Below are 21,854 nucleotides of genomic sequence, written 5' to 3'. Positions count from 1 at the left end.
CGGCGCCAGCCGTCACGGGGTGACGTGCGCGAGCAGGCCGTCGAGGACGCCGCCGCGCACCTCGGGGGCGTCGTCGACCGAGGTGTGGACCAATCCGCCGCCCCAGGGCTGGGCGCCGGCGTTGATGTCGACGTCGGCGCCGGGGACCGAGTTGCCGCGCAGGAAGAGATCGTTCCGCTGGTAGTAGTTCACGTGGTACGCGGTCGTCGGCGGCAACCGGGTCTCGGACGTGATGTCGATGTCCGACGAGTTGCGGATGCCGTCGATGTAGGCGGTGTAGGCGAGCGTGAACGTGCCGATGCCGGCGCGGTTGGCGTTCAGCCGGTTGGCGAGATCGCGGGTCGAGCCGCCGCCGTGGCTGTAGCCGAAGATCGCCACCACGCCGACGCCGCGCTGGCTGACCGCGCGCACCACCTCGTCGTACACCGGGCCGGCGCCGCTGCTGCCGACGTCGTCCTCGTCGTACATGTGGACGTCGTACCCCATGTCGTAGAGGGTCAGGGCGATGTTGAAGACGCCGTCGCCGGAGGCCGGCGGGTCGGAGGGCACCTGGTTCTCGCCGCCGAGCGCGATGACGACGCTGCTGAAGGCGTACAGCCGCGCCGGCACGGCGCTGAAGTCGGGACCGCCGCCGATCGGCCGCGCCCGCAGGGTCAGCAGCGTGTCGCCGGGGGTGAGCCGCTCGACCCAGACGGTGCGCGTGGCGCCGCCGAAGGCGAGGACGACGTCGTCATTGGCATAGAGCAGCGGATTGGCCTTGGCGGGGTCGGCCCACACGCGGATGCCGCCGTCGCTGCGCGTCAGCGCGTACTCGACGCCGGCCGGCGCCGGCGCGGCGCTCACCTGCAGCGTCAGTTCGACGAGGTCGTTCTCGTTGGCGACCGGCGAGTCGGAGTAGTCGGCGATGCCGTTGCCATTGTCGTCGTCGCCGTTGATGCGGACGCCGATGCCCGGGGTGAGGTTGAGCTGCGACGGCGCGGGCCGGCGCTGGAACGGCGCTCCGTAGCCCTCGCTCAGCGGCCGGTAGGCGTTGATGGCGAGGATCAGATGGGGCGTCGCCGTCGGCGTTGGGGTGACCGTCGGGGTATCCGTGACCGTCGCGGTCGCCGTGTCGGTGAAGGTCGAGGTCGCCGTCGGCGTGGCGGTGTCGGTATGGGTGGGCGTCGCGGTGTCGGTCGGCGTCGGCGTCGGTGTGTCGGTCTGCGTCGGCGTGGCGGTGGCCGACGGCGTCGCGGTCGCCGTGTCGGTGCGCGTCGGGGTGGCGGTCGCGGAGGCCGTCGCGCTGGCGGACGGCGAGTGCGTCGCCGTCGCCGTGGCGCTGGCGGTCGGCGTCAGCGTGGCGGTCGGGCTGCTGGTGGCGGTGGCGCTGGGGAGGATCGTGGCGGTCGGGGTCGGCGTCGGCGCTTCGAGCCGACAGCCCTGGTCGCAGCCGTCGCCGTTCAGCCGGTTGCCGTCGTCGCAGTCCTCCCACGGCTCGATCGAACCGTTGCCGCAGGTGCTCGGCCGGCATTCCAGCTTGAGCAGGTCGCCGTCGCGCCGCCCGGTCGAGTCGGCGCTCTCGACGCGCAGCACCTTGCGTCCGCGCCGCGCCGGACCCGAGCGGCGGACGCGCAGCGAGACGTCGAGCGGCGCCGCGACGCACGTGTCGGCGTCGGCGTTGGGGGCGCCGGCGAGATACACGGCGCGGTCGCGGAGCACGGCGACGCCGAGCGACTGGTTGGCGGCGCGCTCCAGCGTCTCCAGGTTGGCGGCATCGGCGGCGTCGCGGGCATGGCGCGCGGCCGGCTTGCGCACCTCCAGCGTCGCCACGTCGGTGGCGGCGCAGGCGAGCCGCGGGTCGCCGTTGTTGATGCACAGCGCGATGGCGATGCGGCAGCGGGCATTGCCGATGTCCGGATCGGCGTCGCACAGCGGGTCGCCTTCGTGGCAGATCACGATGCCGCGCGCCGCCGGATCCGGGGCGATCGGCAGACGCCACTCGAGCAGGCAGTCATCGGCCGCGCCGCCGCCGCCGGGGAGGCAGCGAACGGGATCGCTGGCGCAGTCGCCGGTCTGGGCGCCGGCGCGCGGCGTCAGTGACGCGACCGCGAGGCCGGCCATCAGCAGGCCGACGAGGCGTATGCTCCTGTGCCGACCGCGCACGCGAGTCCCCCGACGCGTCCGTACACGAGCCGGCTTCCGACGCGCAAGAGCGACGGCGTCGGGATGGCGGTGAGGGACGTGGGGCGGGTTGGTCGGCGCCGGTTGCCCGGCCCGATGTCCCGATCCTCCCCACCGGCGCCCGGGTGGCGAAGCTGAAGGCGAAGCGCGCCCGAGGGGGCGATCGCCGCGTCCGCCCTATCCCCGCAGTCCCTCGTCGATCGCCGCCAGGAAGGCGGCGGCCTGCGAGCCGTTGGCGACGCGGTGGTCGAAGACCAGCGCCAGGGTGGCCTGTGTCGAGCCGGGTAACGGGTCGGCCAGGCCGATGATGGCGGCCTGGTGCGGGTAGGGAATGGGCTGGAAGCGGTGCACGCCGCGCCCGAGCATCGAGGTGACGGTGATCGTGCCGCCGCTCAGGTGGTCGGCGGTGAGGCGGCGGCGCAGGGCCAGGAATTGCAGACCGCGCAGCTCCTTGGCGATCGCCGCCGGCTCCTTGGCGGCGGCGTCGTGGACGACGACGACGTAGAGGTCGCCCTCGACGTCGACCGCGACGCCGACGTTCACCCGCTCGAAGCGGTGGAGCTGGTAGTCGTCGGCGAGGAAGCCGTTGAAGCGCGGATGCGCGGCGGCGGCGCGCGCGACGGCGGCGACCAGCAGGTCGACCTCGCTGACCACCGCCTTGCTGTCGCCGGCGAGCGTCCGGGCGCGGGCGCGCACCGGGGCGAGGTCGATGAGGCGCTCGAGGGTCGACGCCGGGATGGCGGCGACGCTCTCGCTCATCACCCGCGCCACGCGGCGCTGGATGGCGCCCAGCGGCTCGAGGCGGAACGGGCCGCGCGGGTCGTGCGCGGCGGTCGCCGCCGCGTGCACCTGCGCCGCCATGTCGACCACGTCCTTCTCCTTGACGAAGCCGCGCCCGGCGAAGAGCGCCGGATCGAGGCCGAGCTCCGCCATCTTCTGCCGCGCCCTGGCGCTGATCTGCACCGCGGCGACGGCGGCCGGCGGCGCGGCGTCGGAGAGGCCGGCGTCGGGCAGCGGCGTGTCGGCGGCGATCGTCAGGTACCCGAGCACGCCGCCGATCGGCACCTCGTCGCCCTCGTTGGCGCGCCGGCGCACATGGCCCGTCCGCTCGGCGTCGACGTTCAGCACCGCCTTCGAGGTCTCGACCTCGCAGAGGGTGGTCCCGGGCTGCACGGCCTCCCCCTCGCCGACCAGCCAGCGCACGACGAAGACGCTGTCGGCGTTGACGATCTCGCGCGGGACGAGAATCGGGTGGACGTCGGCGGTCATGCGCGGCCCGCCGCTGGCCGATCCGCGATGGCGACCGCCCGCGTCATCGCATCACCTGTCGGATCGCGGCGACGACGCGCGCCGCGTCCGGCAGCACGACGTCCTCGGCGGGCCGGGCGCCGGGGATCGGCAGCGGATGCGCGGCGACGCGGGCGCAGCGCAGCGGCTGCTCCGCCATCGCCTCGCTGACCGCGGCCACCACTTCGGCGCCGAATCCCCACGGCCCGGTGCCCTCCTCGACCACCACCAGACGGCCGGTGCGGCGCACGGAATGGAGGATGGGCTCGAGGCGCAGCGGCGCCAGTTGCGCCGGCACCACCAGCTCCGCGACCACCTCGTCCTCGGCGAAGGCCGCCGCCATCGCCGCCTCGACGATCTCGGTCATGCCGCCGTAGGTGACCAGCGTGACGTCGCCCGCGGCGCCCGCCGGGCGCCAGATGCCGGTCGGGTAGAGCGCGTCCGCCTCGCTCGGGTGCGTCTCGAGCTCCAGCCCCGGCGGCGGCGCCACGTGCAGGCGCTTGGCGTAGAGCAGCTTCTGCTCGAGGAACAGCACCGGGCGCGGATCGAGACGCACGGCGCGTCGCAGCAGCTCGCCCGGATCGTGGCGCAGGCTGAGCGCCACCGTCACCAGGCCGGGGACGCCGAGGAACATCTTCTCGATGCACTGGCTGTGGGTCGGGCCGTAGCCGCGCCGCCCGCCGACCGGCGTGCGGATGACCAGCGGCACCTCCACCTGGTCGTTGTACATCCAGCGGAACTTGGCGATGTGGTTGAGGATCTGGTCGGCGCCGAGGGCGAGGAAGTCGCCGAACATGATCTCCACCACCGGCCGCTGGCCGCGCAGCGCCAGGCCGGCCGCGAGGCCGATGAAGCCGGCCTCGCTGATCGGCGTCGACAACACCTGGCGCGGGAACGCGGTCGACAGGCCGCGGCTGACCTTGAAGGCGCCGCCATAGGGGTCGAGCAGGTCCTCGCCGATCAGCAGCACGTCGTCGCCATCGGCCATGAGCTGGTGCAGGGCGCCATTGAGATGCTGCACGACCAGCGCGGCGGGATCGCGGACCGCGTGGGCGAAGGCGGACGGCAGGTTGGGATGGTGGCCGCGCGCCGCGAAGGCGCGCGCGTCGGCCTCGGGATCGACCGTGGCGTGGGGCGCGGCGTCGGCCGCGGCGACGGCGGCCTCGACGCGGGCGAGCGCCGCCCGCTCCAGGGCCGCCGCGGTCGCCTCGCCGACGCGGGCGCGCAGCCGTAGCAGAGGATCGTCGGCGCGCTGGGCGGCGAGCTCGCCGGCGTCGCGATCGTCGTCGCCCTTGCTGTGGGCGGCCAGGCGGTAGGTGTCGAGGACCTGGAAGAACGGGCCGTCGCCGCGGCGCACGCGCGCCACCACCTGGCGCAGGTGGGCGGCGAGCGCCACCGGATCGTCGGCCGGGCGGCGGTCGGTGGCGATGCCGAAGGCGGCGGCGCGGGCCGCGACGTCGCCGGCCGTGGTGCGTTCGGTCGGCGTCGACTGCGCGTAGCGATTGTGCTCGAGCACGAACAGGATCGGCGCCCGCCACAGCGCCGCCAGGTTGAAGGCCTCGTAGATCACGCCCTCGCCGAGGGTGCCGTCGCCGAGGAAGCAGACGGTGACGCTGCCGCGGCCGGCGCGCTGCTCGGCGAGGGCGACGCCGGTGGCGACCGGGACGATGCCGCCCTGGACGCCGTTGGAGTGGAAGTTCTCGACGCACAGGTGTTGGCTGCCGCCGCGGCCGCCGCAGACGCCGCTGCGCCGGCCCATGATCTCGGCGAACAGCGGTTCCGGCGCGTCGGTGTACATCAGGTAGTGGCCGTGGCAGCGGTGGCTGGAGAAGATCACGTCGCGGTCGCGGTCGAGGGCGCCGATCACCGCCACCGCGCAGGTCTCCTGGCCGATGCAGGTGTGGGTGGTGCCGAACAGCTTGCCGGCGGCGAACAGCGCCAGCAGCCGCTCCTCGACGGCGCGGATCAGCAGCATGCGGCCGAGCGCGTCGGCGGCGGCGGGATCGGCGGGCGCCGCGGCCCGCTGCGTCGCGTCACGCGCCATGGCGGGCGATGATCTCCTGCATCCGCTCGAGCGAGGTCAGCTCCGGCACCTCGTCGGCGTCGAACATGCAGCCGAAGCGGTCCTCGAGCGCCACCACCAGCTCGACGTGCTTCTCCGAATCCCAGCCCTCGACCGATTCCGGGCTGACGCCGCGCGCCACCGCGTCGGCCGGGAGACGGAGCACGGCGCTGACGACCGCGACGATGGCCTGGCGGAGCTCGCTGTCGGTCATCGATAGGCCCGGTCGCAGTCGAGCAGCGTCAGGTGCCACTGCTCGGCCGCCGGCACCCCGGCCGGCAGGCGATGAAACCAGAGCGGCACCGCGGCGCGGCGCCGGAAGCCGTTGCCGGCCAGGGCGCCGGCAAGGGGCGCGCTCGAGCTCAGGCATTCGACGTAGTCGGCGCCCGCCGCGCGCAGCGCCCGCACCGCTTCGCCGACGATCCAGGCGCCGAGCGCGGCGTCGTCCCACGGCCAGGCGGCGTCGACGATGCGGCCGCGCCGGCGCCGCTGGCGGTCGTCGTCGCAGCGGGTGACGAGATGCCCGACGTCGGCGCCGTCGCGCCGCGCCAGCCACAGCGCGTAGCCGCCGTCGGGATAGTCGGCGCAGAGCCAGTTGAGATACTCGCTGTCGCGGCGCATGGCCGTCGCCTCGGCGGCGCGGCGGGCTCCGGTCGCGTCGTACGACGACGGCAGGCGCGCGGCGGCGACCAACTCGGCGCCGGGCGGCCGCGGCGCCCGGCGCGGCCGCAGGGCCAGCGCCGCCAGCGGCGCCGTCAGCCGCGCCAGCGGCGCTGGCAGGCGGCGCGCCAGCCAGCCGGCGATGAAACGGCGGCTGAGCGGCCGCACCCAGGTGACCGCGGCGGCGCTCTCCTTCCAGCCCAGGCGGGGCAGGATCTGCCGGGTGTCGGCCGACCCCTGCAGCGTGAGCAGCATGCCGGCGGCCGCCTCGGCCCGGCGCAGCAGCCCCATGCCGATGCCGGGTTGGCCGGGCGCGACGTACCAGTCGACGAACCAGGCGGCGGGGTGGACGCCGCCGTCGCTGTGCAGCGCGGTGCGCATCAGGCCGATGAAGCCGAGCACGCGGCCGTCGGCGGCGCGCCAGTAGAATGCCGCCGGCGCATCGGCGGTGCCGCGACCGTACTTCCACTGCCAGTGGCGTCGACCGCGGCGCGACACGGTGTCGTCGAGGAAGGCGAGGACATCGTCCGGGATGGGGGTTTCGAGCGCGGTGATCACGCGTGCGCCGCGGCGCCGCCGTTCGCGGCGGCGACGCGTCCTGCCGCGCCGTCGAGCGTCATGCCCTCGAGGCCGTCGGCGCACATGGCGGCGAGGAACTGGTCGAGGCGCTGATAGAGATCCTCGATCGACGCCGCGGTGCGGTTGTACGGGCTGCAGCCGGGCATCAGCTCGCTCGAATGCAGCGTCATGTTGAGCACCGGCGCGCCGGCGGCGCGCGCCAGCGCGGCGACGCGGCGCAACCGCGCCGCCGTCTGGTAGGGATAGGGCCGCAGCCACTGGGCGCCGAGGTGCTGGCGGTCGAACAGCCGCCGCACGCGGCGCACCTTGCGGTAGAGGGTCTGCACGCCGGGGACCCGGCGGCCGATGGCGCTGTAGAAGACGATGGTCGGCGGGATCTCCCAGACCCGCAGCGCGCCGGCGCGGCAGACGTCGTCGCCCGACAGGCGGTAGGGGAGGAGCGGCGCGGCGGTGAAGTTCGGACCGCCTCGTCCGCTCGGCGCGCCTCTGCTCGGGCCCCAGTTGACGCCGGGGCAGACCGAGGTGTCGACGCGAAAGCCGAGCTCGTCGAGCAGCGCCGCGTGGGCGCCGTCCAGCCCCCAGCGGCCGGCCTTGTAGGACACCGGCCGCACCTCGTACTGGCGCTCGATCGACGCCACCAGGGTCGCCAGCTTCGCCCGCTGCACCGCCACCGGATACTCGAACGGATAGGGGTGGTGGCGGAGGTCGTCGTCGGTGAGCGGCGTCAGCGGCGGCGTGTTCCACGGGTGCAGGTGGGCGCCGATCTCGCACTCGCCGGCCCGCGCCCGCGGCCGCAGGTAGTCGCGCAGGAATGGATCTTCGGCCATCTCGAGGGTCAGCAGGTAGGTGACCGGGAAGCCGTGGCGCAGGCAGAGCTCGTGGAAGCGCGGCACGAAGCGGGCGTTCTCGGTGGTCGCCACCCGCGGCCGGCCCCACTCGTTGTCCGGCTCGGTGTCGAGCGTGATGACGAAGGCCGGTGCCGGCATCTCTGAACGGTTAGCGGTGGGGTGCGCGTCGCGCAATGGAAAACCGGCGCGGTCCGGCCGCCCCGGTCCTGGGGGTCGCGCGGCGGCTCGGCGCCCGCTGCCCGTCCGGCATCGAAAACGCTACCGTCCGCGCATGCGCACGGCACCCGGGCCCGATCGCCGCTTCTTCGACCTGTGGGCGCGCGTCTACGACCTCCCGGTGGTGCAGCGCGCCGCCTACTGGCCGATCCACGACGCGGTGGTGGCGGCGCTGGCGGAGCGGCCGCCGCGGCGCGTGCTCGATCTCGGCTGCGGCACCGGGCAGCTCGCCGATCGCCTGCAGCGGGCGTGGCGCGGGGCGCGCGTCACCGGCTGCGACTTCTCCGCCGGCATGTTGGCGCAGGCGCGCCGGCGCAGCCGGCGCGTGCGCTGGGTGCGCGGCGACGCGCAGCGGCTGCCCTTCGCCGACCGCCGCTTCGACGCCGTGGTCACCACCGAGGCGTTCCACTGGTTCCCCGACCAGCGCCGCGCCCTCGCCGAATGCCGGCGGGTCCTGGCGCCCGACGGCCGCCTGCTGTTGGCGGTCGCCTCGCCGCCCTTCGCGGTGGTCGCCGACCTCGCCGCCGCGGCGTCGCGGCTGGTCGGCGAGCCGTTCCGCTGGCCGACCGCCGGCGAGATCCGCGATCACCTCGAGGCGGCCGGCTTTCGCGTCGAGACGCAGCGCCGCATCTTCCGCTTGCCCGGTCTGCTGATGATGCCGGTGCTGACGGTGGCGACGCCGCGCCGGCGGCGGCGGCGCGGCGGTTGAGCGGCGGGCGCATGCATCCGGACGGCGGCCGCCGGACCCCTTGCGCCAGCTCCCGCCAAGCGCGAGGAGAGGGGGCGGAGGAGGCATGGCGATGAGCAGCGGCGCGCGATCCGACCACGACATTCCCCTGCGCAAGCCGAACCTCGAGTTCGACGCCTCGATCGCGCGGTACTGGATGAACGGCAATCTGTTCGCCACCCACTTCTTCAACGGGCTGAATCTGGTCTTTCCCGATGGCGAGCGGTTCTTCGTCAAGGCGGTTCACGACCACCTCGACCGCATCACCGATCCGGTGCTGCTGCGCCAGGCGCGCCAGTTCGCCGCGCAGGAGGGGCAGCACGCCAACCAGCACGAGAAGTACTTCGACTGCCTGCGCCGCCAGGGCTACGCGATCGACGGCTTCCTGCGCCGCTTCCACCGCTTCATCCGGCTCAGCAACGACCGCCTGCCGGCGGCGCTGCGTCTGGCGATGACCGCCGGGGCGGAGCACTACACGGCGGTGCTCGGCGCCGGCGCGATCGAGGAGTTCGACCTCCTCGCCGACGCCGATCCAACCATGCGCGCGCTGATCATCTGGCACGCCACCGAGGAGATCGAGCACAAGGCGGTCGCCTTCGACGTCCTGCGCGCCACCCACCCCAGCTACCTGCTCCGCATCGCCGGCTTTCTCCTCGCCACCGTCGCGCTCTTCGGCTGGACCTTCGCCGGCATGCGGATGCTGGTGCGCCAGGACCGCGTGACCCGCGCCGCCTTCCGGGCCCAGCGCCGGGCCGCGCTGGCGCGCGACCAGGGGCGTGGTCTGGTCCGCATCCGCCGCGGCATCCGCGCCTACTTCCGCCGCGACTTCCATCCCAACGACACCGACCACCTGGCGCTCGCCCGCCGCCGCCTCGGCGAGCTGCTGCCCGGGTTGGCGTCGTCTTGAAGGCGACGACGGAACGCTGATAGCTGACGGCTGATTCATGATCATCGATCTGCACGCCCACTCGGACGCCTCGGAGGACAGCCGGGCGCCGCTCGAGACCTATCTCAAGTGGCTGCAGCGCAAGCGCGACCTGCTGCCGATCGACGGCATCGTGCTCACCGAGCACCGGCAGTGGGACCCGCGGGCCGATTACCGGGCGCTCGAGGACCAGTACGGCATCCTCATCCTGCGCGGCGCCGAGGTGGAAACCGACTACGGGCACGTGCTGATCTACGGCGTCAGCGACGAGATGACGCGGCGCTTCGACTTCGCCGACGTGCGTCTGCCGGCGCAGGACGTCATCCGCGAGGTGAGCCGCATGGGCGGCGTCGCCGCGCCGTGTCACCCGGGCCGACCGACCATCGGGCTGTGCGAGCACTACGCGGCCGGCAAGCCGCCGCTCGAGGGGGTGGTAGCGGTGGAGGCGCTCAACGGCGGCAGCCGCCGGGGCGAGAACGAGCGGGTGGACGATCTGATCGCGCGCTACGGCTACGGCGCCTTCGGCGGCAGCGACGCGCACCTGGTGAGCCTGATCGGCATCTGCGCCACCGAGCTCGACGACGAGATACGGACCGTCGAGGACCTGGTGACGGCGCTGCGGCGCGGCCGCTGCCGGCCGGTGGACTTCCGCGAGCAGGTGCGCGCGGCGCGTGGCGCGGCATGAACGAGGACGCGCGCGCCATCGTCGGCCAGGAGTTCGACCGCACGACGTTTCCGCCGGTGACGGCGGAGCGGATCGTCGCCTATGCGACGGCGTGCGGCGAGACCAACCCGCGCTGGACCCAACCCGGACCCGAGTTGGTGGCGCCGCCGACCTTCGCGCTCAGCCTGCGCGGCAGGCATTTCATGCCGCAACACCTGCCGACCCAGCTCGGCCGCCACGCCTTCGACGCCGGCAAGGACATCGAGATCGGCGTCCCCGTGCTGCCCGGCGACGTCCTCACCGCCACCAGCACCGTTCACGACGTCTACGAGAAGACCGGCCGCACGGGCACGATGACCTTCGTCGTCTTCCGCACCACCGTGGTCAACCAGCGCGCCGAAACGGTCGCGGTCGTCGATCAGAAGATGATGTTCCGGTGACACAGATGGACACGGATGGTCACCGATGAACACCGAGGCCACGCGGATGGGTTCGTCGTTCGGCCTCCGTCTTTCATCCCTGTGCATCCGTGGCCATCGGTGGTCATCGGTGGATCTCGATCATGCCCTTCGCGTCGATTGACGTCGGTGACGAGCTGCCGCCGCTCCGCTGCACGCTGAGCCCGGAGCAGGTGCGGCGCTATGCGGAGGCGGCGGACATGCCGGGTGGGCGCTTCCTGAGCGACGAGGCGGCGCGCGCCGAGGGGCTGCCGGGGCAGATCGTGCCGGGCAACATGAGCCTGGCGCTGTTCGCGCGCCTCTTGACGGGCTGGGCGGTGGGCGGACGGCTGCAGCGCCTGAGCGCCACCTTCCGCGCCCTGGTGCGGCCGGGCGTGCCGCTGGTGGTGAGCGCCGTGGTCACCGAGAAGCACCAGAGCGACCACGGCAATTTCCTCGAGTGCGACCTGTTGCTGGAGAGCGCCGACGGCGACCGCCTGGTGACCGGCACGGCGACCGTCGCCTTCTGAGCCGCCGATGGATCTCTCGCTCAGCCCCGAGCACGAGGCGTTCCGCGCCCGCGTCCGCGCCTGGCTGAAGGCCAACGTGCCGAAGCGCGAGGTCGGGGAGCCGAGCCGCGAGCACGGCGATCCGGCGCGCGTGCGCTGGCTGAAGGACTGGCAGCGCACGCTCTACGAGGCCGGCTACGTCGCCATGGGATGGCCGGCCGAACACGGCGGCCGCGGCCTCGGCATCATGGAGCAGACCATCGTCAACCAGGAGCTGGTGGCGGCGCGCGCCCCGCAGCAGATCGGCATGATGGGCGTGCAGATGGTCGGCCCGACGCTGATCCAGTTCGGCAGCGACGAGCAGCGGCGCCGCTACCTGCCGCGCATGCTCACCGCCGAGGAGATCTGGTGCCAGGGATACTCCGAGCCCGGTGCCGGCTCCGATCTCGCGTCGTTGAAGACGCGCGCCGAGCTGGTCGGCGACGAATTCATCGTCAACGGCCAGAAGGTGTGGACGTCGAACGCGCAGATCGCCGACTGGATGTTCTGTCTGGTGCGCACCGACCCGAGCGCGCCGAAGCACCGCGGCATCTCCTACCTCCTGATCGACATGCGGACGCCGGGCATCACCGTGCGGCCGCTGGTGCAGATGACCGGCGACGCCGGCTTCAACGAGGTCTTCTTCGAGGACGTGCGGGTGCCGCGCCGCAATCTGGTCGGCGAGCTCAACCAGGGCTGGCAGGTGGCGAACGCCACCCTCGCCCACGAGCGCAACATGCTCGGCTCGACCACCCGGACCCAGCAGATGTTCAACGGCCTGCTGCGCATCGCCCAGACGCACCAGCGCTACGGCCGGCCGGCGGCCGAGGACCCGGTGGTGCGGCAGAAGCTGGCGGCGCTGATGATTCGGGTCGAGGCGATGAAGTACCACTCGCTGCGCCAGCTCACCGACGCGCTCAAGGGGCGCAAGCCGGGCATCGGCGCCTCGGTGAACAAGCTGGTGTCGACCGAGCTCAACCACGACATCGCCGCCCTGGCGATCGAGCTGCTCGGCAACTACGGCCCGCTGGCGCGCAGCGCGTCGCGGGTCGCCGACCGCGGCATCTGGCCCTACGAATTCATGTTCACGCTCGGCCTGATCATCGGCGGCGGCACGTCGCAGATCCAGAAGAACATCATCAGCGAGCGCGGGCTGGGGATGCCGCGATGAGGCAGGGGGTGCCGGGGCGAGGGATGACGAGCTCAGGGGTCGGAGCGCCGGCGTCCCATCCATTGCCGCCGTCCCCAACTCCCAACCGCTGACCGCATGGATTTCGGCCTCTCCCAGGACCAGGAGCTGCTGCAGCAGTCCGCCGCCGAGTTCCTCGTGGCGGAGTGTCCGCCGACGCTGGTGCGGGAGGTGGCGCGCGGCGGCGACGGCTATCCGCGCGCGCTCTATCGCAAGATGGCGGAGCTCGGCTGGATGGGGCTCGTCGTGCCGGAGCAGCACGGGGGCTCGGGGCTCGGCATGCTCGACCTGGCGTTGCTGTGCGAACAGCTCGGTCGCGCGGTGGTCCCGGGGCCGTTCTTCTCGTCGGCGGTGCTGGCGACGTTGGCGATCCTGCACGGCGGAGCGAGCGCGCAGAGGAAGCGATGGCTGCCGCGGTTGGCGAGCGGCGAGGCGGTCGGCACGCTGGCCCTGCTCGAGGAGAGCGATCGGCTCGACGCCGCCGGCGTCGCCATGCGGGCGCGGAAGCGCGGTGGCACGTGGACGCTGTCCGGGAGCAAGCTGTTCGTCACCGACGCGCACGTCGCCGACCTGCTGGTCGTCGCCTGCCGGACCGGCGGGCGCAACGAGGAGGGCGTGACGCTCTTCCTGGTGCCGCGCGAGACGCCGGGCGTGACGGTGCTGCCCCTGCCGTCGATCGACGTCACGCGTCGCACCACCGAGGTGCGCTTCGAGCACGTCGAGCTGCCGGCGGACGCGGTGCTCGGCTCGCCGGGCCGGGGGTGGAGGACGGTCGCCCGGGTGCGCGACGCGGCCGCGGTGCTACTCGCCGCCGACAGTCTCGGCGGCGCCCAGCGCGCGCTCGAGCTGGCGGTCGAGTACAGCAAGGTGCGCGAGCAGTTCGGACGCGTCATCGGCTCGTTCCAGGCGGTCAAGCACCTGGCGGCCGAGATGGTGAGCGAGATCGAGCCGGCGCGCGCCCTGGTGTGGTACGCCGCCTACGCCGCCGACGCGCTGCCGCGCGAGGCGCCGCGCGCCGCGTCGATGGCCAAGGCCTGTCTGAGCGACGTCTACAGCCGCGTCGCCAACCGCGCCGTGCAGATCCACGGCGGCATCGGCTTCACCTGGGAGCACGATCTCCACTTCTGGTTCAAGCGCGCCAAGTGGAACGAGCTCGCCTTCGGCGACGCCACCTGGCACCGCGAACGGGTCGCGACGCTGGCGAAGCTGTGACCCCGCGCGCCGCGGGCGCAGAGATTCCCAAGGTGCACCCCGTCAGCGGCGCGCGGCGCCGCCATGCCGATCGCCTGCCGGCCCCGCGCGCAGCACGCCCTTCAGCGCCAGCTCCACGGCCTCCTGGCAGCGCCGCACGACGAGGTTCCACGCGCCGTCGCCGTGCAGCCGCTCCGCTTCGCGCAGGACCGCCGCGGCACGGCGCAGGAAGCTGCGGGCCATCGCCGCCGCGGTCATATCTCGATCACGTCGCCGCGGCGGAAGTCGGGCTTCAGGTCCCAGTACCAGTGGCGGCCCTGGCGGATGCGCTTCGACCCCAGCCGTCGCAGCGCGGCGCGCACGCCGTCGAGCACGCCGGCGAAGAATCCGTCCCGGTCGTGGAGCAGCACCGCATCCTCGGTCATGTCCAGGTAGAGCGGGATCGGGCGCGAGGCCTCCTCCGGCGTGCGGACGATGCGCGCCAGGCGCGTGTCGATGCCTCGTCCCTCGGCCGCCCGCAGCGCCGGCTCGAAGGCGGCGTCGGCGGCCGCCAACAGGCGCTTGCGGGCGAACTGGCCCGGCGGGAGATCGCGCGCGACGATCAGCAGATCGATGTCCGACGTCGGCGACGGATCACCGCGGGCCACTGACCCGAAGAGCACGATCGACACCGCGCGGTCGCCGAGGGCGTTCCGCACCAGCGTTGCATACTCGCCGGCGAGCTGGCGCAGCGTCTCGGCCACCGGGTCGCTCATGACGTCAGAAGCGATAGCACAGCCTGGGCGTTCGCCGCAGCAACGGCCGCTGCCGGCGTGGGCGGCCGGAGGGCATCGCACGCGTCCCTTCCTCTTCGCGTGTCGTCGCGACCGATCCCGTGGTCGACGTCGCGGGGGTGGCGCCGGCGAGGGAGTCCCGCAGTCATCGACCGCGCCGCCGACGGCGGCGGTCGGGTCCCGTCACGGTTCGTCGGACGCCGGCGCCGGGGGCGGGCGCCAGCCGTCCTTCGGCACCACGATGGTCTGCGCCGGCTGGGCGACGAAGTGGGGCGACATGATCTGGACGCCGAATTCGTTGAAGGCGTCCTGGATGTTGGCGTGCAGCAACGAGAGGATGAGCGGTCGCTGCGCCGGCTGGTCGACGTTCACCAGCAGCAGGTACTCGACGTAGTAGTCGTCGAGCTTGCGCTGCGCGACGCGCGGCGGCGGCGTCTTGCGCACCAGCTCGGTGCGTTCGGCGGCCAGGATGAGCAGGGCGTGCACCTGGCGCCACGGGGCGTCGTAGCCGATGGTGACCGAAGTCGTGACGACCGCGCCGTCGATGTCGGCGAGGCGCGAGTAGTTGGTCGTCGCCGCGTTGGTCATCACCGAGTTGGGGATGGTGATCTCCTCCTTGCGGACGGTCATCAGCTTGGTGGAGAGCAGCCCGACCTCCGAGACCAGGCCCTCGGTCTCGCCGATCCGCACGTACTCGCCGGGGCGGATCGCCCGCGCGTAGACCACCACCAGCCCGCTCATCACCTGGTTCACCAGTCCGGCCGATCCCAGGGAGAGCATCAGGCCGACGAATACGCTGACGCCGCGGAAGGCATCGGTCCCCGAGCCGGGGATGTAGGGATAGGCGATGGTGATGGCGAACAGCCACACCAGCACGGTGGAGATGCGGCGCGTCGCCTCCGCCGTTTCGCGTTGCACGCCGGGCAGCGACAGGCGCCCCTGTTCGACGGCGAGGAACAGGCCGTGCAGCAGCCGGACGACGAGGCGGGTGATGACGAAGATGATCGCGATCGTGATCAGGCCGGGGATCGCGTCGACGACGCCGGCGACCAGGCGGGCGCACAGGTGCCGCAGGCCGCTGCCGAGCGCCCGGCCCCACGGCTGGGTGTAGGGAAACTGCGACAGCACGAAGGTGAGCCAGAGGTAGGCGCAGACGGCGCCGGCCGCCCAGGCGCCGACCTGCGCCGCGCGGCGGGTGATCAGGGCGACGTACTCACGGACCTGGCGCGCCGCGGCGCCGCCGCGGCGCTCGGCCGCCGTGGCCAGGCGCGGCTCGAGCCAGCGTTCGATGCGCACCAGCGCCCAGGCGGCGAGGGTGAAGAGCGCGGTGGCGAGGACGCTCAGCGCGATGCCCTCGAGGAGCAGCGGCAGACTGCGCTGCGCGGCGCGCGCCGCCAGCAGCTCGCGCAGGTTGCGTTCGACCGCGCGGCCGGCGTCGGCGAGCGTCTCCGGGCTCTCCGGATCGAGGTCCTCCGGCAGGATGCTGAAGAGCTGGCGCGAACCGGCGAAGGCCATCAGCCCTTCCAGATGGCCGACCTTGGCGGAGACCACCCGTATCTCCGCTGCCAGCTCGCTGTCGGGGATCGCGGCGATGCGCTCGGCGGCGCGCGCGGCCCGTTCCGCCGGACTGGTCTCGCCGATGCGCGCCCGCATGGTGAGGATCGGCCGGTTCCAGACCACCAGATCGGCCGGTTCTCCCGGCTCCACTCGCATCGTGCCGCCGGCCTGTGCCAGCGCCGGCGCGGCGCCGAGCGCCCAGGCGAGGAGGAGCAGCCGCCAGCGACGGGATGGAGTGGAGGAGGCCATGCGGGCGACTAGCGCGGCGCGCCGGCGCCCGCAACGTGTCCGGCGGCTCAGGCCGGGATCAGGAAACCGCGCACGGCCGCCAGGAGCTCGCGCGGGCGGTCGAAGTGCACCATGTGGCCGGCGCCGGGGATCTCGACGAATTCATGCGTCGGGAAGCAGGCGCGGCGACGCGCCAGGTCGTCGGCGTCGAGGTAGACATCGCCCGGCCGGCCGCGCCAGAACTCGCCCGACTCGGCGCCGTGGACGAGCAGCGTCGGGGCGGCGATGCGCCGCCACATGGCCATGGCGTATTCGAGGTGGAAGGGGCCGGCGACCGCCATCGTCGCCAGCATCGGATCGAACTTCCACTCCAGGGTGCCGTCCTCGATGGCGCGCGTGCCGAGCAGCGCCAACTCGCGGGCCTTCGCCTCGCTCAGGCGTGGGTTGCGTTCGCGCAGCCGGCGGTACGCCGCGTCGAGATCCTTCAGGCCGGGGTGGCCGGCGAGGGCGCGGTCGATGCGCGAGAACCCCTGGATCGTCCAGCCGACTTCCGCCGCCATGTCGAGCGGCGGCGGGCCGAGCCCCTCGATCATCACCACGCGCGCCGGCACCGCGGGGAAGCTGCCGGCGTAGTGGGCGACGACCTCGCCGCCCATCGATGCCCGACCAGGATCGGCCGTTCGAGGCGCAGGGCGCGGATGAAATTGTGCAGGTCGAGGACGAAGTGGCCGAACGCGTAGTACGGCGTCGTCTCGCTGTCGCCGTGGCCGCGCAGATCGAGGGCGTAGACGTGGAAGCGATCGAGCAGGCCGCGCGCCAGGTCGTCGAACGAGTGCGAGTGATCGCGCAGCCCGTGCACGACGATCAGCGGCGGCGCCCCGTCGTTTCCCCAGTCGCGGAAATGGACGCGCAGGGTGCCGCTGCGGAAGAAGCGTTCGGAGTACATGCGGAAGGAGAGGCGTGGCCGGGCGCTGGGCAGCCGATCGTTTCGAGCGTCCCCGCCGGTCAGCCTCGATCCGGCGGAGGAATGCTCACCCGGAGGCACGGAGGCAGATGGAGCGGAGAGCGGCAGGCGGTGCGCCGCGTCACCACAGGGGGTCGCCCTCGTTGCGCACCAGCGCGTGGAACGCTTCCGTGAGTCGCTTCGTGACCGGACCCGGCTCGCCGCCGCCGATCGGGCGGCCGTCGGCGGTGGTGACCGGCATGAGCTCGGCGCCGGTCCCGGTCACGAAGGCCTCGTCGGCCGTGTAGAGGTCGTAGCGGGTGAGGCGAGCCTCCGCCGCCGGGACGCGGCCCTCGGCGGCGAGCTCGAGGACGACGCCGCGGGTGATGCCGCCGAGGGCGCCGTCCTGCGACGATGGCGTCAGCAGGTGGCCGCCGCGGATGACGAACAGGTTGTCGGCGGTGCACTCGGCGATGAAGCCCTCGGCATTCAGCATGATCGCCTCGTGCGCGCCGGCCTGCTGGGCGTCGATCTTGGCGAGGATGTTCTTCAGGTAGTTGAGCGACTTGATGCGCGGGTCGACGGCCTCGTGCGACACCTGGCGGGTGGCCGACGTCATCACCTTGATGCCGCCGGCGTACAGCTCGCGCGGGTAGACCCGCACGTCGTTGACGATGACGATGACGCTCGGCGTCGGGCACGACAGCGGGTCGATCCCCAGCTCGCCGACGCCGCGAGTGACGATCAGCCGGATGTACACGTCCTCGCGGCGATTGCGGCGCACCGTCTCCTCGACCACCCGCCGCATCTCGTCGATGGTCAGCGGGATGGTCAGCGCCAGCGCGCGCGCCGAGTCGTACAGCCGCTCGAGGTGCGCCAGGTGGCGGAAGATGCGGCGGTTGTACACCCGGATGCCCTCGAACACGCCGTCGCCGTAGAGCAGCCCGTGGTCGAAGACCGAGACCTTCGCCGATTCGCGATCGTGGAATTGTCCGTCGATGTAGATCTGCATCGTGTCACCCTGCGCCAGAGAGGAAGACCTTCACACGGAGCAACGGAGGAGCGGAGCCATCGGATGGCAATGTTGGCACGCGATTCTAGCAGCGTCTCCCCGTTTCTTCGTTGCGCGGTGCGAATCCGGTTTTCACACCCGGGGAAAACGGGGCGGGCGCTTCTCGAGGAAGGACACCACGCCCTCGCGGAAATCGGGGCGCTTGAAGCTCTCCAGCATGAGGCCGATGGCTTCCTTCTCGGCGCTGCCGAGATCGGCGGTGAGGTGCTGGTAGACCTGGCGCTTCATGATCCTCATCGAGGTCGGCGAGCAACCAGCGGCGATCTCGGCGACGTAGCGGCGGGTGAAGGCCAGCAGGTCCTCGTCGCGGACGACGCGGTTGACCAGACCGATGCGCTCGGCCTCGGCGGCGTCGACCTTGCGGGCCGAGAACAGCAGGTCGAGGGCGTGCGCCGGGCCGATCAGGCGCGGCAGGATCCAGCTCGAGCCCCACTCGGCGATCAGGCCGCGGCGCGAGAAGGCGGTGGTGAACGAGGCCTCCGGGCCGGCGAAGCGCAGGTCGCAGCAGGCGACGATCGGCACCGCCATGCCGGCGACCGGCCCGTTCACGGCGGCGATCACCGGCTTTCGGATCGACAGCAGGTACGTGTAGGTGCCGCGGAACGCCTCGCCCATCGACGGATCGCCCGGGCTCGCCGCGGCCAGCTCGGCGGGAATCGGCTCGGCGCCGCCGCCCTCGCTGATCGACTTGAGCAGGAACATGTCGGCGCCGGCGCAGAAGCCGCGGCCGGCGCCGGTGAGGATGATGGCGACGACGCGCTGGTCGGCCTCGGCCTGCGCCATCGCGTGCTTGACCTCGGCGCCCATGCGGTCGGTCCAGGCGTTGAGCTGCTTGGGCCGGTTGAGGGTGATGACGGCGGCGGGCTCGGCCACCTCGTAGAGAATCTGCTCGTACATCGTCGACCTCCGAGATCAGCGAACCAGTATTGGCGATCGCGCTCCGCTTGGCGAGACACCCCGCCTCGCTGCCCCCGGTGCTCCGCCATGGCTCAGCCCGCGGACTTGGCGGCGCGCACGAAGGCGCGGATGCGGTCGAGGTTGCGGCTGCCGTCGGGATTCTCGACGCCGGTGTGGACGTCGACGCCCCACGGGCGGACCGCGGCGATGGCGTCGGCGACGTTGTCGGGCGTGAGGCCGCCGGCGAGGATCACCGGCACCGGCACCTCGGCGACGATGTCGCGGCTGATGCGCCAGTCGTGCGTCTTGCCGGTGGCGCCGTGGCGGCCGGTCGCCGGGTCGTAGGTGTCGAGGATGAGCGCGTCGACCTGACGGGCGAGGGCGCGCGCCTGGGCGCGCGCCTCCGGCCCGGTGACGTGCACGGCGCGGATGATCTTGAGGTGCGGCAGGCCGACGCGCAGGACCGGGATCTCATGGGTCGGAAAGGCGCCGTGCAGTTGCAGCGTGGTCACGCCGAGATAGCGGCAGAGCTCGACCGCCTGGCGCGGCGTCTCGACATAGGTGATCGCCACCGTGGCGACGAACGGCGGCAGCGCGGCGATGATGCCGCGCGCCTTGGGTTCGGTGAGCTCGTCGTGCACGCCGGTCGGGAGGCGGAGCGTGAAGCCGAGCGCGTCGCCGCCGGCGTCGGCGGCGGCAATCGCCTCCTCGAGCGAGGAGACGCCGGCGATCTGCACCCGCATGGCCGGCAGGCTTACGAAGGATCGCCGTCGGGGACAACCGCCGGCGGGCCCTGCAGCAGCAGGTCGCGGGCGGCGGCGACGGCGTCGGAGGCGCCGGCGAGGGCGAGCGTATCGCCGGCCTGCAGCCGCTCGTGCGCCGTCGGCACCAGCGCCGCGCCGTCGGCGCGGACGATCACCAGCACCGTCGCGCCGGTGCGACCGCGCAGGTCGAGCTGGCGCAGGGTGCGACCGACGCCGTGGCTTCCGGGCGCGAGCCGCACCGGCACCGGGTCGCCCAGACCCGGCAGCAGCGCGTGCACGGTCTCCAGCCCGGTGCCGGCCGGCGCGCCGGCCTGCGCCGCCAGCACCTCGACGATGAGCTCGGCGCCGGCGTGCGCGTGCGCCTGCAGGTTGGCCGCCGAGCGCCAGAAGGCGAGGCTGAAGCCGGCCAGCACGAGCACCAGCACCGCGGCGCCGCGGAACGGCGGCAGGAACGGCTGCGTCGCCACGACCAGCGGCGCGCCGACGAGGAGCAGGATGAGCACCTGCAGGGCGACGACGAAGGCGCGCCGCGGCGCGTCGGCGATGTCGGTGCGGCCGCGCTGCGGCGCCGGCATGGCGGCGCGCCCGAGCAGCACGCCGAGGGCGCGGGCATTGCGCAGGATGCCGAGCCAGAAGGGGGCGGCCGCGGCCGCCGCGCCGGCGACGACCAGAGCCCAGCCGCCGTGCGCCGAGAGACCGATGCGCGCGTCGAGCCACGGCACGAGACGGGGGCCGGCGATCGACGCCGCGATCACCACGCCGCCGGTCAGCGCCGCGTCGATCAGCAGCAGCCGCGCCAGACGCCGCGCCGTCGCCAGCTCGCTCGGCCGCGTCGGCGAGCGCCGCAGCCCCTCGAGCCAGGTGCCGTAGAGGGCGGCGAAGGTCTGCACCGGCCGCGGCAGCTTGCGATCGACCAGCCTGGCGAACGGATCGGCGGCGCGGATCAGCCACGGCGTCAGCAGCGTCGTGATCGCGCACACGGCGACCGCGATCGGGTAGAGGAAATCGCGCGTCGCGCCGAGGGCGAGGCCGACGCCGGCGATGATGAAGGAGAACTCGCCGATCTGCGCCAGGCTCATGCCGGACTGGACGGCGAGCCGGATGCCCTGGCCGGTGAGGAAGACGGCGACGCCGACGGCGACCACCTTGCCGACGACGACGATGACGGTGAACGCGGCCACCGCCCCCCAATGGTGCGCGATCAGCGCCGGATCGATGAGCATGCCGACGGCGACGAAGAACACCGCGGCGAAGACGTCGCGGACCGGTCCGACCAGGTGCTCGACCGGCCTGGCGACGCCGGAGTCGCCGATCAGCGCGCCGGCGACGAAGGCGCCGAGCGCCACCGAGTAGCCGGCGGCGTGGGCGAGGATCGCGCCGCCGAAGGCGACGCCGATCGCCGCGACGACGGTGGTCTCCGGGCGCTCCAGCGCCACCACCATCCGCATCGCCCGCGGCAGCAGCAGCATGCCGATGATCACCATCAGGGCGAGGAAGGCGGCGAGGCGCCCCGCCGTCGCCGCGAGCGCGGCGACGGAGAGGTCGGCGCCGGTGGAGAGCGCGGTGAGCGCCGCGATCAGGAAGATGGCGATGAGATCCTCGACGATGAGGACGCCGAAGACGATGTCGGTGACCCGACCGGTGACCCGCTGGTCGGCGAACGCCTTGACGATGATGGTGGTGCTGGAAATGGCGATCACCGCGCCGGCATACAGGCTCTCGAGCGTCGACCAGCCGAGGAGCTGGCCGGTGCCATAGCCGAGCCACAGCATGGCGCTCGACTGGATGATGCCGACGGCCAGCGCGGTGGCGCCGCTGCGCAGCAGGCGGCGCAGACTGAGCTCCAGGCCGAGCGAGAACATCAGGAGGATGACGCCGAGCTCGGCCAGCGTCTCGCTGCTGCGCTGGTCGGCGAAGATCGGGATCGGCGTGTGCGGCCCGATGACGATGCCGGCGAGCAGGTAGCCGAGCACCACCGGCTGGCGCAGGCGCTGGAAGATGACGGTCGTGACCGCGGCGACGCAGAGCGCGACGGCGAAGGTGCGGAGGAAGACGTCGGGCTCGTGCATGCGCCAGCGCTAGCACGCAGGGCGCGGCGAGTGGACGCCGCCGCGCAGGGACGCCGGC

22 protein-coding genes are annotated in these 21,854 nt (G+C 73.0%); 7 read left to right on the top strand and 15 right to left on the bottom strand.

Features of this window, described 5'->3' with window-relative positions:
* Positions 1 to 12: 12 nt before the first annotated feature.
* The 6 genes from KF840_00855 to KF840_00830 all read right to left on the bottom strand — a co-directional run bounded on the left by KF840_00855 (position 13) and on the right by KF840_00830 (position 7,734).
* On the bottom strand, positions 13 to 2,100 hold the full coding sequence (locus KF840_00855; protein MBX3023435.1) for a hypothetical protein: 2,088 nt from the start codon (positions 2,098 to 2,100) through the stop codon (positions 13 to 15).
* Positions 2,101 to 2,337: 237 nt separating this feature from the next.
* Positions 2,338 to 3,429 (bottom strand): 2-oxo acid dehydrogenase subunit E2, encoded by a 1,092-nt coding sequence (locus KF840_00850; GenBank protein ID MBX3023434.1) that lies wholly within the window; start codon positions 3,427 to 3,429, stop codon positions 2,338 to 2,340.
* Positions 3,430 to 3,472: 43 nt separating this feature from the next.
* Positions 3,473 to 5,491, bottom strand: a complete 2,019-nt coding sequence (locus KF840_00845; protein MBX3023433.1) for a pyruvate dehydrogenase — start codon at positions 5,489 to 5,491, stop codon at positions 3,473 to 3,475.
* Complete coding sequence (locus KF840_00840) at positions 5,481 to 5,651, bottom strand: acyl carrier protein (protein MBX3023432.1); 171 nt, start codon at positions 5,649 to 5,651, stop codon at positions 5,481 to 5,483. Before KF840_00840 ends, KF840_00845 begins: the two co-directional genes overlap by 11 nt.
* A 68-nt stretch (positions 5,652 to 5,719) precedes the next feature.
* Positions 5,720 to 6,727, bottom strand: a complete 1,008-nt coding sequence (locus KF840_00835) for a hypothetical protein (protein MBX3023431.1) — start codon at positions 6,725 to 6,727, stop codon at positions 5,720 to 5,722.
* On the bottom strand, positions 6,724 to 7,734 hold the full coding sequence (locus tag KF840_00830; protein MBX3023430.1) for a deacetylase: 1,011 nt from the start codon (positions 7,732 to 7,734) through the stop codon (positions 6,724 to 6,726). The genes KF840_00835 and KF840_00830 overlap by 4 nt, the downstream gene beginning before the upstream one ends.
* A 133-nt stretch (positions 7,735 to 7,867) precedes the next feature.
* Here KF840_00830 and KF840_00825 point away from each other — a divergent pair, with 133 nt between their 5' ends.
* From KF840_00825 to KF840_00795, 7 genes are all read left to right on the top strand, one after another.
* Positions 7,868 to 8,521, top strand: a complete 654-nt coding sequence (locus KF840_00825; protein MBX3023429.1) for a methyltransferase domain-containing protein — start codon at positions 7,868 to 7,870, stop codon at positions 8,519 to 8,521.
* A 91-nt stretch (positions 8,522 to 8,612) separates the two neighbouring features.
* Complete coding sequence (locus KF840_00820; GenBank protein MBX3023428.1) at positions 8,613 to 9,446, top strand: metal-dependent hydrolase; 834 nt, start codon at positions 8,613 to 8,615, stop codon at positions 9,444 to 9,446.
* Between the two features lie 37 nt (positions 9,447 to 9,483).
* A complete protein-coding gene (locus KF840_00815; GenBank protein ID MBX3023427.1) occupies positions 9,484 to 10,149 on the top strand; it encodes a PHP domain-containing protein in 666 nt (221 codons plus the stop codon).
* Complete coding sequence (locus KF840_00810; GenBank protein ID MBX3023426.1) at positions 10,146 to 10,568, top strand: MaoC family dehydratase N-terminal domain-containing protein; 423 nt, start codon at positions 10,146 to 10,148, stop codon at positions 10,566 to 10,568. The genes KF840_00815 and KF840_00810 overlap by 4 nt, the downstream gene beginning before the upstream one ends.
* 122 nt (positions 10,569 to 10,690) lie before the next feature.
* Positions 10,691 to 11,095, top strand: coding sequence for a MaoC family dehydratase N-terminal domain-containing protein (locus tag KF840_00805; GenBank protein MBX3023425.1), 405 nt, complete (start codon positions 10,691 to 10,693; stop codon positions 11,093 to 11,095).
* A gap of 7 nt (positions 11,096 to 11,102) precedes the next feature.
* On the top strand, positions 11,103 to 12,284 hold the full coding sequence (locus KF840_00800) for an acyl-CoA dehydrogenase family protein (GenBank protein MBX3023424.1): 1,182 nt from the start codon (positions 11,103 to 11,105) through the stop codon (positions 12,282 to 12,284).
* A gap of 96 nt (positions 12,285 to 12,380) precedes the next feature.
* Complete coding sequence (locus tag KF840_00795; GenBank protein ID MBX3023423.1) at positions 12,381 to 13,514, top strand: acyl-CoA/acyl-ACP dehydrogenase; 1,134 nt, start codon at positions 12,381 to 12,383, stop codon at positions 13,512 to 13,514.
* A gap of 42 nt (positions 13,515 to 13,556) precedes the next feature.
* Here KF840_00795 and KF840_00790 read toward each other — a convergent pair whose 3' ends face one another.
* The 9 genes from KF840_00790 to KF840_00750 form a co-directional block, all read right to left on the bottom strand.
* On the bottom strand, positions 13,557 to 13,751 hold the full coding sequence (locus KF840_00790; protein MBX3023422.1) for a HEPN domain-containing protein: 195 nt from the start codon (positions 13,749 to 13,751) through the stop codon (positions 13,557 to 13,559).
* The gene (locus tag KF840_00785; protein ID MBX3023421.1) at positions 13,748 to 14,248 is read right to left on the bottom strand and encodes a nucleotidyltransferase domain-containing protein; all 501 of its coding nucleotides are present in this window, start codon (positions 14,246 to 14,248) and stop codon (positions 13,748 to 13,750) included. Before KF840_00785 ends, KF840_00790 begins: the two co-directional genes overlap by 4 nt.
* A 201-nt stretch (positions 14,249 to 14,449) precedes the next feature.
* Complete coding sequence (locus KF840_00780; GenBank protein MBX3023420.1) at positions 14,450 to 16,072, bottom strand: mechanosensitive ion channel; 1,623 nt, start codon at positions 16,070 to 16,072, stop codon at positions 14,450 to 14,452.
* 47 nt (positions 16,073 to 16,119) lie between these two features.
* Positions 16,120 to 16,707, bottom strand: coding sequence for an alpha/beta hydrolase (locus KF840_00775; GenBank protein MBX3023419.1), 588 nt, complete (start codon positions 16,705 to 16,707; stop codon positions 16,120 to 16,122).
* Positions 16,644 to 16,997, bottom strand: coding sequence for an alpha/beta fold hydrolase (locus KF840_00770; GenBank protein ID MBX3023418.1), 354 nt, complete (start codon positions 16,995 to 16,997; stop codon positions 16,644 to 16,646). The genes KF840_00775 and KF840_00770 overlap by 64 nt, the downstream gene beginning before the upstream one ends.
* Positions 16,998 to 17,136: 139 nt before the next feature.
* On the bottom strand, positions 17,137 to 18,006 hold the full coding sequence (ilvE, locus tag KF840_00765) for a branched-chain-amino-acid transaminase (protein MBX3023417.1): 870 nt from the start codon (positions 18,004 to 18,006) through the stop codon (positions 17,137 to 17,139).
* Between the two features lie 132 nt (positions 18,007 to 18,138).
* A complete protein-coding gene (locus KF840_00760; GenBank protein MBX3023416.1) occupies positions 18,139 to 18,963 on the bottom strand; it encodes an enoyl-CoA hydratase/isomerase family protein in 825 nt (274 codons plus the stop codon).
* Between the two features lie 92 nt (positions 18,964 to 19,055).
* On the bottom strand, positions 19,056 to 19,706 hold the full coding sequence (locus KF840_00755) for a phosphoribosylanthranilate isomerase (GenBank protein MBX3023415.1): 651 nt from the start codon (positions 19,704 to 19,706) through the stop codon (positions 19,056 to 19,058).
* A gap of 11 nt (positions 19,707 to 19,717) precedes the next feature.
* Positions 19,718 to 21,796, bottom strand: coding sequence for a cation:proton antiporter (locus tag KF840_00750; GenBank protein MBX3023414.1), 2,079 nt, complete (start codon positions 21,794 to 21,796; stop codon positions 19,718 to 19,720).
* Between the last annotated feature and the right edge of the window lie 58 nt (positions 21,797 to 21,854).

This window comes from bacterium (genome assembly GCA_019637795.1).
GTDB lineage: Bacteria > Desulfobacterota > Binatia > HRBIN30 > CADEER01 > JAHBUY01.
This window is presented reverse-complemented; position numbering and strand designations above follow the sequence as displayed.